12 protein-coding genes and 1 pseudogene are annotated in these 10,206 nt (G+C 41.3%); 5 read left to right on the top strand and 8 right to left on the bottom strand.

Annotation, left to right across the window (positions count from 1 at the left end; genetic code table 11):
- From RT269_RS28640 to srtB, 3 genes are all read right to left on the bottom strand, one after another.
- Positions 1–877: hypothetical protein (locus RT269_RS28640; RefSeq protein WP_313187824.1), on the bottom strand; the 877-nt coding region annotated here is incomplete at its 3' end.
- Between the two features lie 157 nt (positions 878–1,034).
- Positions 1,035–2,390 carry a phosphoglucosamine mutase gene (gene glmM / locus RT269_RS28635; RefSeq protein ID WP_313187823.1) on the bottom strand — a complete coding sequence of 452 codons (1,356 nt, stop codon included), beginning with the start codon at positions 2,388–2,390 and terminating at the stop codon, positions 1,035–1,037.
- 64 nt (positions 2,391–2,454) lie between these two features.
- Positions 2,455–3,222 carry a class B sortase gene (srtB, locus tag RT269_RS28630; protein ID WP_313187822.1) on the bottom strand — a complete coding sequence of 256 codons (768 nt, stop codon included), beginning with the start codon at positions 3,220–3,222 and terminating at the stop codon, positions 2,455–2,457.
- A 145-nt stretch (positions 3,223–3,367) separates the two neighbouring features.
- Between srtB and RT269_RS28625 the strand changes: the two genes are divergently transcribed.
- Positions 3,368–4,567: a BTAD domain-containing putative transcriptional regulator gene (locus tag RT269_RS28625; protein WP_313187821.1), complete on the top strand. Its 1,200-nt coding sequence runs from the start codon at positions 3,368–3,370 to the stop codon at positions 4,565–4,567.
- A 52-nt stretch (positions 4,568–4,619) separates the two neighbouring features.
- The gene (locus tag RT269_RS28620) at positions 4,620–5,093 is read left to right on the top strand and encodes a methylglyoxal synthase (RefSeq protein ID WP_313187820.1); all 474 of its coding nucleotides are present in this window, start codon (positions 4,620–4,622) and stop codon (positions 5,091–5,093) included.
- A gap of 80 nt (positions 5,094–5,173) precedes the next feature.
- Here RT269_RS28620 and RT269_RS28615 read toward each other — a convergent pair whose 3' ends face one another.
- Positions 5,174–5,704 (bottom strand): HD domain-containing protein, encoded by a 531-nt coding sequence (locus tag RT269_RS28615; protein WP_313187819.1) that lies wholly within the window; start codon positions 5,702–5,704, stop codon positions 5,174–5,176.
- 229 nt (positions 5,705–5,933) lie between these two features.
- On the opposite strand from RT269_RS28615, the gene RT269_RS28610 reads away from it, so the two are divergent.
- Positions 5,934–6,500: a DUF4489 domain-containing protein gene (locus RT269_RS28610; RefSeq protein WP_313187818.1), complete on the top strand. Its 567-nt coding sequence runs from the start codon at positions 5,934–5,936 to the stop codon at positions 6,498–6,500.
- A 269-nt stretch (positions 6,501–6,769) separates the two neighbouring features.
- Here the strand turns inward: RT269_RS28610 and RT269_RS28605 are convergent, their stop codons facing one another.
- Both RT269_RS28605 and RT269_RS28600 read right to left on the bottom strand, forming a co-directional pair.
- A complete protein-coding gene (locus RT269_RS28605; protein WP_313187817.1) occupies positions 6,770–7,465 on the bottom strand; it encodes a class I SAM-dependent methyltransferase in 696 nt (231 codons plus the stop codon).
- Positions 7,466–7,481: 16 nt separating this feature from the next.
- On the bottom strand, positions 7,482–8,141 hold the full coding sequence (locus tag RT269_RS28600; RefSeq protein WP_313187816.1) for a hypothetical protein: 660 nt from the start codon (positions 8,139–8,141) through the stop codon (positions 7,482–7,484).
- Between the two features lie 351 nt (positions 8,142–8,492).
- On the opposite strand from RT269_RS28600, the gene RT269_RS28595 reads away from it, so the two are divergent.
- The gene (locus RT269_RS28595; protein ID WP_313187815.1) at positions 8,493–8,954 is read left to right on the top strand and encodes a cupin domain-containing protein; all 462 of its coding nucleotides are present in this window, start codon (positions 8,493–8,495) and stop codon (positions 8,952–8,954) included.
- A gap of 4 nt (positions 8,955–8,958) precedes the next feature.
- Here the strand turns inward: RT269_RS28595 and RT269_RS28590 are convergent, their stop codons facing one another.
- A complete protein-coding gene (locus tag RT269_RS28590) occupies positions 8,959–9,084 on the bottom strand; it encodes a hypothetical protein (protein WP_313187814.1) in 126 nt (41 codons plus the stop codon).
- Positions 9,085–9,202: 118 nt separating this feature from the next.
- Between RT269_RS28590 and RT269_RS28585 the strand changes: the two genes are divergently transcribed.
- Positions 9,203–9,556 carry a hypothetical protein gene (locus RT269_RS28585; RefSeq protein ID WP_313187813.1) on the top strand — a complete coding sequence of 118 codons (354 nt, stop codon included), beginning with the start codon at positions 9,203–9,205 and terminating at the stop codon, positions 9,554–9,556.
- Between the two features lie 312 nt (positions 9,557–9,868).
- Here RT269_RS28585 and RT269_RS28580 read toward each other — a convergent pair.
- Positions 9,869–10,206, bottom strand: a pseudogene (locus RT269_RS28580) (CHAP domain-containing protein); the annotation flags it as partial.

Genomic DNA, 10,206 nt, shown 5'->3' with positions numbered 1-10,206 from the left:
TCTGGCCGTCGGCTATCATCTGTTTTATTTCATCAGAAGGAGTCTCTTCCTTTGCTTTTTCTCTGGCGTCTTCCAGTTCCCTTTCCTTAAGGGCCTTCTGACATTCCAGATACTGCCTGTAGGTGTTTTCGCTTAAGATCAGGCATGTCTTTTGTTCATCCAGATAAGCCTGCTTGAAAATTCCAAGCTTGATCATCTTTTGGACGTCCTTTAATACAAAATCACGGGATCTTCCAATGTTTCCTGCCAATTCCTCAATGCTGCAGTACATCCGCTTTCCCGACTGTTTTGCATAAATTCTGGCCCTCTTTAACCGGTCCCGGATGCCGATTCCTGCACGAAGCATAAAACCGGATACGCCGCCTAACAGGAGTAAGATTAAGGTTGCACCTGCCACAGCCCAGATGACCGGCTTCACCACCAGAGCCACAATCCAGACGACTAAAAGAAGAAGCAGGATTATGCCAATGCCAATGCTCCCAAACACCGTATACAAAATACCTGATACACGGCCTGTCTGGTTTAACTGCGCCAGTTCCCCCTGACCGTCACCGGTTCTTTTCAAGACATCCCGGCTGGTCTGAAATGCCCGGTACCCAGGTCCGTCTTCACGGCTCTCTCTTTGTACCGACGCTCCACTCCACTCAGTCCTACGGTATGTCTCTGTTTTTTCACTTCTTTGGCTGCTAAAGCTTCCCGGCGGTATGTTCTTTCTAAACTCCGTCCCCTTAATCAGCTGGCTCCTGGCTTCCTCCAGGGCAGAATTAACCGTATCGGATATGGTTCTGTTCAGCTGGTTAAAATCCATGGAATCAATGGCATTTTGCACCGAATCCCTGATCTGGTCTCCTAAATTTGAAAATTCTCTATTATCCATATTCCCTGGTCTCCCAAAAACAATTTGTTGCATCAGACCATAATCATATCATGAATTGTCCTGATTTACAATTACGCATACCTGCAAAAAAATAGAAAGCTTCCAAAACCGAAACTTCTTCGGACTTTGGATCACTTTCTATTCTTTTAACAAGCTTCTAGGAAAGCAGATGGCCTTTTTCCTTCATCACTTCTATGACCTGATCCACATATTTCTCACAGGTATCCAGATCAGCGGCCTCTACCATGACCCGTACCACAGGCTCTGTGCCGGACTGGCGCAGAAGAATCCTTCCACTGTTTCCAAGGCTTTCCGCCACCTTTTCCACTTCAGCCTTAACCGCCTCATCATCCTGGGCCGCCGTCTTATCGTGGACACGGACATTTTTAAGCACCTGGGGATAGATCTCTAGCTCGGAAACCAGTTTCCCAAGGCTCTCCTTCTTTTCCAAAATGACTTCCATTACCTTTAAGGAAGTGAGAATACCGTCTCCCGTGGTAGCATGCTTGCTGAAAATTATATGGCCGGACTGCTCCCCGCCCAGGCAATTTCCGTTAGCCGACATATTTTCATATACATATTTATCGCCTACCGCCGTTTTTTCAAACTCAATGCCTTCCCGCTCAAAGGCCTTGTATAGACCGAAGTTGGACATGATGGTGGTCACCACCTTGTTATTCTTAAGGGTTCCCTGTTCCTTCATATACTTGCCGCAAATATACAAAATGGCATCTCCATCCACCACTTCACCGTTCTCATCCACGGCAATACACCGGTCCGCATCTCCGTCATAGGCAAAGCCCACGTCGGCTCCCACTTCTTTAACAAACTTCATAAGCTGCTCAATGTGAGTGGAACCGCATCCTGTATTGATGTTTAAGCCGTTGGGTTCATTGCTGATCACATGGGTTTCAGCTCCCAAGGCATCAAAAACATTCTTGGCAATGGCGGAAGCGCTGCCGTTTGCACAGTCCAGGGCCACCTTTTTATTCTTAAAAGATCTGGTAGCTGTGGAAATCAAATAGCCGATATAACGGTTTCTTCCTGCGGCAAAGTCTACGGTACGGCCGATTTTATCACGTTTTGCCATAGGCAGTTCACCGGTCTCTCCATCCAGATACTTTTCAATTTCCAGGGTCACGCTCTCTTCCAGCTTCTCACCCTTTTCATTAATTACCTTAATTCCGTTATCATAGTAGGGATTATGGCTGGCGGAAATCATGATTCCGCAGGAAAATCCTTCGGTGCGTACGACATAAGATACGCTTGGAGTCGTGGTAACATGAAGCAGATATGCATCGGCTCCGGATGCGGTAAGGCCCGCCACCAGAGAGTACTCAAACATGTAGCTGCTGCGTCTTGTATCTTTTCCAATGACAATCCTGCATACTTCATCCGGATTCTTCTGCCCATAGTACCAGCCTAAAAACCGGCCCACCTTATAAGCATCTTCCACCGTAAGCGTTACATTGGCTTCTCCGCGGAAACCATCTGTTCCAAAATATTTTCCCATATAATAATATCTTCCTTTCATCCGTCTGCAGATCATACAGAACAATATGTATGCTTATAACCCTCTAATCTTCGCCCTTAAGTACCTCACAGGCGTATAGAATGGTTCTTGCATCATTAAACTCATAGCTGCAGGTTACAAAAGACCAAAGCTGTCTCACCGGTTCTTCCGGCTTCTGAAGAAACAGGCCGTCCTTTGTCATCTCCTCCACATATGCCTGAAAGCTTTCATCTGTTTCAAACACGGTCTTCCTGCGGATGGGGGAGGCATCCGTATAAAGTGCGGTGATGGGCTTCAAATGGTATTCCCTCTCCGGCGTATAAATATAAATATCCTGATGCTCCTTAAAAAAAGCCTCATCCTTGTACTTTATGATGTCCTTAAACATCGTACCGTTCTTCATGTGATGCCCGTATATTATGTTATGCCGGCCGGAAAAGTCAGGTTCGCTTTCATAATCAAGGTAAATGGCTCCGGCCACGCTCTTCTTGCCCTCAAAATCTGTATCCAGATAAGTTTCATTGTTATCCGTCTGCACAATGGGATAGTCGATGACCGTGCCTTCAATCCTGATCCAGCCCACGATATCCGGATTGATTTTACTCAGTTTCTCAAAATCAATGGGGGAAACATAGGCAGCGATTGTCTCTGCTTCCGGGATACTGGCCTTAGTTTCCCCGGCCGTAGTCTCCCTTGCAAGCTCCGCAAGGCTTTCATACTGCTGTTCGGCATGATCTCTCGTTTTAAAATCAGAATAGAGCTTTCCTACACCTACAGCCAGAAAAATAACGGCTATGATAAGAACGCCAAAGGCCAATTTTTTACTTTTCATGCGCATTCCTGCTTTCTCTAATGATTTTAATCCTCCTAAGTATACCGTATTTTAACAAAAATCACAATCTTTTATAAGCAATGCTAGACTTTTCCACTTTTTTTCTATATACTAAAAAAAGAAAATGTTAATATGGAGACATTATATGAAAAACCAAGAATCTATCGTTCATGTAAATATGCTGGGAGGATTCTCCATATCTATGGGGGACAGGACGATCGTAGACCAGAATAATCAAGCAAAAAAACCCTGGAGCCTTTTAGAATATCTTATTACGTTTCGAGGTCGGGATATTCCGGTAGAAGAACTTATTGACCTGTTTTGGAAAGATGAAGCCAGCAATAACCCGGCAGGAGCCTTAAAGACCTTAATGTTCCGTGTACGCAAACTTTTAGAGCCTCTGGGATATCCCACACAGGAACTGGTTTTCCAGAACCGAAAGGCTTACGGCTGGACGAAGGACCTTATAACGGTCTGCGATACTGACCAGTTTGAGGACTTGTGCGCCCAATTAGAGGCCCACGGTCTTTCCGAGGATGACCGTTTAGCCCTTTGTCTGGAAGCCTTTGCCCTGTACAAGGGAAACTTTCTTCCAAAATCAGAGTGGGAATCCTGGGTGGTACCGATTCACACTTATTATCACACCCTTTATCAAAAACTGATCCAAAAAACTTTATTCCTTCTGGAGAAAAGAAAGGATTATCCCACCATCATCGATGTATGCCAACAGGCCATTGCCATCGATTCCTATAGTGAAGAGGCTCATTATTACCTGGTCTATGCACTGTACCAGAGCGGCAACCAGCTTATGGCTATGGAGCATTACCATCATGTGACCGACATGTTCTATAACGAATTTGCCATCACTCCGTCCATTCGATTTAAGGACTTATACAAGCTTATCAGTGATAAGAAGCATGGAATTACCATGGATCTTAGCACCATACAGGAGATTCTTTCAGAGGGCGGCACGAACAGCGGGGCCTTTTGTTGTGAACCCTCTGTGTTCCGGGACATCTATCAGCTGGAGACAAGGGCGATCCAGCGCACCGGCGACTCCATCTTCTTATGCCTTCTGACCATCAGCAATCTAAAGGGAGAGCTTTTAAAACCTGCGGTCCAGACAAGGGCAATGGATGAGCTTGGAGAATCGATCCGCAAATCCCTGCGCAGAGGAGATATCTTTTGCCGCTACAGCGTAAGCCAATACCTATTGCTTCTGCCCACGGCAACCTATGAAAACGGCGAGCTGGTGTTAAAGCGCATTATTCAGAACTTCAAAAAAGAATATTCAAGAAAAGATCTTTCCATTACATATTCATTGCAGAGTATCATTCCAAACTAAGCCTTATGGCTAAGGATACATACAGGAATCAGCTGCTTACAGGAGGAACCGGATGTTATCAAATGACTTTATTACATTCACATTGGAAAAGAAAAAAAGCATCGCACTGATCGCTCATGACAACGAAAAGCACGCACTGATCGAATGGTGCAAGGAGCATAAGTCGGCTCTGGAAAAGCATACTCTCTGCGGCACCGGAACAACGGCACGGATGATCACGGATCAGACAGGTCTTCCCGTTAAGGGCTATAACAGCGGCCCCCTGGGTGGTGACCAGCAGATCGGTGCAAAGATTGTGGAAGGAAGAATTGACCTGGTCATCTTCTTTTCCGACCCTCTCACCGCACAGCCTCACGACCCGGATGTGAAAGCGCTTTTACGTATTGCCCAGGTTTACGACATTCCCATTGCCAACACCAGAGCAACCGCAGATTTCATCATCACCTCGCCGCTCATGGAAGAGACCTACGAGCATCAGGTCATCAACTTTCACAAAAACGTTGCGGACCGGGCAAAAACCCTTTAAGGGTCCTGACATAAGGATCAACAGAAGGCAGAGCTTTTTCAAAATTAAGCCCTGCCTTTTTTTCTGTATCTGTCCATATTTTATTCAAAAACTCTTTCACACAATTTTATATATTCCTGATAAGCAGGAAACTCCTCTAGACCTGTAAGGCGTTTTGCGACTCCCTTGTAATACCAGGCGTGTTCTGACTTGTTTTTTTCGTTAAAGCGCTGCCAAAGATCATCACCCACTAAAAAATAGTCTCTTGCGGTGGTTCTTAAATTACTCAGCTTGTCCGCCAGAACAAGGATCTTGCTTTCTCTGGAAGCCTTTTCTAAATGATCAAGTGTCGCGCATTTGCGTTCCTTCCAGCACTTCGTTTTGTCTTCTGTTTCTTCCATAACCAGTTCAGCCACCCGAGGTCCGAACTTTTCCTTAAGCTCTTCCTCCGTAACACCCGTATCCTCCACCACATCATGTAAAAGTGCGGCGCAGATCAGCTCTTCATCCGTTACCATCAGCGCAACGATGACTGCCGTCTCTAAGGGATGGACGATATAGGGAATCTTCGTCCCTTTCCGAAAGGTCCCCTCGTGGGACTTGGTTGCAAATGCAACAGCCTTCTCGACCATACTGAGTCTCCTTTTGATCTTTCTTAGGCATATAACCTCCTTACTATATTAACACAAGTAATTCCGATTTAACAGAGCATATTTTACTGGGCCTCCCTTTTCCCATATTTGTATATTCATCAACAGCCTCATGGGCCAAAATCACTAAGAATCGCCTTTGGAATATAATAGAATATAAAGATTTAGATAAATTCTTTAAAATGTAAAATTGGGATAAGGAGGATTTTTTATGAATGCCAATGAATATAGTGATGGATTTGAAAATAGAGAAACATGTTATGATTGTAATCAAAAATGCAGCGAGCGAATATGCGTTTGTAAATCTGAGAGAATCCAAAAAACTTTAAAACCTAATAGAGCATCCTTAAAATGCGGTTCATCAACAGGAACTATAACAATTCCTGTTGAGACCCCTGCCGGAGTTACATTTACATTAGCTACTGTAAATGTGGATACAAAATGCATGAACCACCCATGTATTCAATTAGAATTTACAAGTGACATCATTGCTACCGATGCAGCCCTAATTCTAAATTTCCAGATTTTTAAACAATGCAGCAATCTAATGGTACCTATTCCAGTAGGGCCAGTTTGGACATTTTCACCCCCTGCTGAACTTACAGAAGGTGGTGCCTTTACAGATACCTTCTCATTCTCTGTATGTGATTGTGATACAACCTGTGATGAATGCTGTAACTATCGTGTAGTAGTTACTTCAGTTGGTGTAGCTACAATAGGTATAACAACTATTGTCAATTCATCTCTTGCAGCTGTCATTGTTGATCGTGCATGTTAATAATAAAAAAATTCCCATTAAAAATAATAAAAATGGCGAGTGAGTCCGTACTATTTGGATACTCGCCTTTTACTTATATTCGGCCCTTCTGGTTTATGCGCCAGATCACCTTCGACTGCTGCACTTTCCAAACTGTGTATAACTAAAGACTTCAGCATGTAATAATTTGCAGTTTAGTGTCGTATTTTCAGACATTAACAGTCAATCCACAATTGTTTCCACAATATTGTGGATAAGTGTCGTTTTACCAGTTATTGCAGTCCCCTCTATTATTTTTTACAAGTCAAGAAATATTGAAACATAGGCCCTACTTTTTCTTTATTTACTATTACAAAATAATTTCTTGACATATCTTCAAATTCCTGAAGCGGCATATCAAATTGATCTGTTCTGCCTAAGTAATCCTCTATCATCATTGTGATTTGAAACTCAGGACTTCCAAGGTCCGGAACATCAAGGACAAACTTCCCATAAGGTTTTAAGATACGATGGATTTCCATAATAGCTTTTTCAACAAAGTCTTTTTTAAAATACTCGAGAGAACCAATACATGCTCCTATGTCAAAAAAGTTTGTATCATATGGTGTTTCATGCATACTGCCGCAATATAAAGAACCCATAGGCAAATGATGCTTTTCAACAAACTCGTGCAGTAGCTGAATGGTTTTGCTGCTTATATCAACCCCATAATATGTGGATGGCCAATTATCATAGCCGCGAAACATGAAGTTTAGGCAGCATCCAAGATCAATAAATTTCATATCTATAACTGGTGATAAATAATCCATAATCTCTTGTCGGCCACTATCAGAAAGCATTCCATCTATCTGCATTTTTTGAAATAAAAGATAATTGGGATCACTTGTAATATGTACTGGAAGTTCTTTGTACAAATCAATGCCTCTTCGCCCTAAATCAATAGCCTTGTCATAAGATTCTGCAACTAACTTTAACTGATTTCTCACAAGATTGAGCCCCCTTTTACAAAATCCACATTTCTCCATTTGGCATTTCACTTAAGTTTCCTTTTTCTATCGATAATACTTTTCCTGATTTACTGACTTTAACTATATTGTCATAATATTTATAGTCTGATGTTACATGATCATTTTCATCAATGCCTTCTTCTACCCATCGATTAAAATAAAAAGCATCCCCATCTCTAACAATAAAGCTATCCCTGGCATCCATTTTTATTGTTAATTTTTCAGGATAATAAACGATAAACTCATGATCAACACTAATAAGCATCAATGGGTATTTAGCAAGCCTTATATTATATAAATTCAGATCTTTCATATTAAAATGAGCAATTTCCGTTAGAACATTCTCATCAGGTATAAATTTGATGATATAAACCTGATCTATATTAAAATCCGCCCTAATGAAATATATAATACCTTCAATAAAAATAATATGCTCATAATAAATTCCATATTCTAATTCATATGGAGTGTAGCTATTACCATCAGGATAAGAAAAAAAGGTGAGCTCATTTCCTTTTATCGGCTCATTCATTTCCTTTAGTTCTTTGATTTCATATTGGCTAATATAATTATCAAAAGAATATAGCCATCGATCAGTACCTATCAAATCTGAATATCCATTATTATATTTCTTTTCTATAACTATGAATTTCATAAAATCTCCCCTACATACTAATTCTTAACCTTAAATGCCTTAATTGCCTTAATTGCTTTTTAACCTTAATTTCCTTAATTGCTTTAATTGCTTTTTAACCTTAATTTCCTTAATTGCTTTAATATCCTTTATATCCTTTATATCCTTTATATCCTTAATTCTACCATGAGCAAAATGCATCATCAATATAAATCCGCAGTCATGCCGGTACTGCTTCCTGATCCGTAAAAATAATATAAGGCGGATCCAGGTAAATCAGAATATTCTTTTTTCCAAAATTCCTGATTTTTAATAGCAGTGATATTTATATCACATATATTAGTATAGAATATAAAAAAGGTGACTAAGTACATGTCAAATTCAGAAAACTCAAATCGTGATGCTGCAAATACGCCAACTTTCCCCTATGACTATGGACCGAACTCTTTAGTTATTGATCTCAATAAGGCAGCACAGCAAAACGATAATTTCCGTTCGACTTTATGGACGGGAACCTATTTACAGGTCACTCTCATGAGCATTCCTGTCCATGGGAGCATTGGTATGGAAGTTCACACTGATCACGACCAGATTTTACGAATAGAAGATGGTCTAGGCTTAGTTCAACTAGGAGAAACTCAACTCTCAATGTACGGACAGTATCTCGCATTTTCTAATTATGTTATATTAGTACCTGCCGGTATATGGCATAACATCATTAATATCGGCAATGTCCCACTTAAAATATCCTCGTTCTATGCCCCTCCTCATTATGCATGGAACACGGTTCAGAGGACAAGAGCTTCTGAACCCTCCTTACAGAATAATTCATAAACAATTATTTCACACAGCCGGCAGGATTTCCCCATCCTGCCGGCTCTGCTTCAATGTAAACCAGCCCCAGTACAGTACCAGTATCGGACAGGCAGGGGCACAGATAATGGCCTTTTAGCATGTAAAACACCCTCGCATCCTTACACGGTCACCGCAATCCAAAGGGTATAAGCAGGGCTTGTGTCAAAAAGATTTATATCGAATATTATTATATTGTAAGTAAATATAAAAAGGGGCGCAATATTATTATGAAAGCACAGGAAATGGCACTAGAAGAATTGAAAGATGAAGTATTAGAAGCTATAGAAGGAAAATCAGATAATGAAAAAATTGAACTACTCAGAAAAAAATTTAAAATTGATTGGGACATCCCCAGATGTTGTGATCAAAGACCATGTAAAATGTGGTATGCTCAAGTTTTCACTTACTGCAGCACATGCGAGTTAGAAAAAGAACTGAATTTTTTCTTGTTCTTAATCAACCTTTTTGGACACATTTTTGGTTTTTGTTTTAACCAGGAGAGTACAGTTTTTTTAGGCTGTACATGCCCTTGTGGTAACAAACAAATAATTCTTTATTATTCAATTGTATTTAAGGATTGAATTCTTACCTTCTATTGATGGTGTTTGAGGTTTCCCCGGTAGGTTTTCCGGGGAAATATCATTGAAATACGCATAAACACAGCATTCTGTAAGAATAAATTAAATTATTACGATTTGATAGTACTTATTTTATTGCGCCTCATAAAACAAAGGTTTTTCGCTTAAAATCGAGGTTCTTGAGACTTTTAACCTCACCAACTGCTACCACTTGAAAACAGTCAAAACCAGGGGGCCTGCAGTCAAAATGCAGTCAGAAAATGATATAATTCTATGAATGGGCGGGCCCGGAATACCGGATACCCGCCTACCCTTTTAAAACGCTCCCGGTCCCTGTACACCTTCCCGATCAGAGACATATAGTGCACATTCCAACGGGTGCCCGGCTCTTGGTTCAAAATAGAAATCCTGGCCATCAATTACCTGCCAGTCAGTGACTGCATATCCGTCCTTATTGAAATAGTATTTATGGCCGTTGATGATCTGCCAGCATAACTTATAATAAGAAGTCTTGGAATCTGCATACCACCAGCCATTCTTATCATGACTCCAACCTAGAGTATATTCCTCAGGAGCCACCAGAGCAGCCTTGAACGCGTCCCAGGTATGCCGGGTGTGATTCCATACATAAGGATTTGGACAAATCTTCCCCG

Source organism: Lacrimispora sp. (assembly GCF_032078915.1).
In the GTDB taxonomy this organism is placed as follows: domain Bacteria; phylum Bacillota; class Clostridia; order Lachnospirales; family Lachnospiraceae; genus Lacrimispora.
This window is presented reverse-complemented; position numbering and strand designations above follow the sequence as displayed.

Bases quoted from the DNA above. Each gene is read 5' to 3' on its own strand.
- glmM (WP_313187823.1), bottom strand. From the start codon at position 2,390: ATGGGAAAATATTTTGGAACAGATGGTTTCCGCGGAGAAGCCAATGTA.
- RT269_RS28595 (WP_313187815.1), top strand. From the start codon at position 8,493: ATGTCAAATTCAGAAAACTCAAATCGTGATGCTGCAAATACGCCAACT.
- RT269_RS28620 (WP_313187820.1), top strand. From the start codon at position 4,620: ATGTTATCAAATGACTTTATTACATTCACATTGGAAAAGAAAAAAAGC.
- RT269_RS28600 (WP_313187816.1), bottom strand. From the start codon at position 8,141: ATGAAATTCATAGTTATAGAAAAGAAATATAATAATGGATATTCAGAT.
- srtB (WP_313187822.1), bottom strand. From the start codon at position 3,222: ATGAAAAGTAAAAAATTGGCCTTTGGCGTTCTTATCATAGCCGTTATT.
- RT269_RS28610 (WP_313187818.1), top strand. From the start codon at position 5,934: ATGAATGCCAATGAATATAGTGATGGATTTGAAAATAGAGAAACATGT.
- RT269_RS28585 (WP_313187813.1), top strand. From the start codon at position 9,203: ATGAAAGCACAGGAAATGGCACTAGAAGAATTGAAAGATGAAGTATTA.
- RT269_RS28625 (WP_313187821.1), top strand. From the start codon at position 3,368: ATGAAAAACCAAGAATCTATCGTTCATGTAAATATGCTGGGAGGATTC.
- RT269_RS28615 (WP_313187819.1), bottom strand. From the start codon at position 5,704: ATGGTCGAGAAGGCTGTTGCATTTGCAACCAAGTCCCACGAGGGGACC.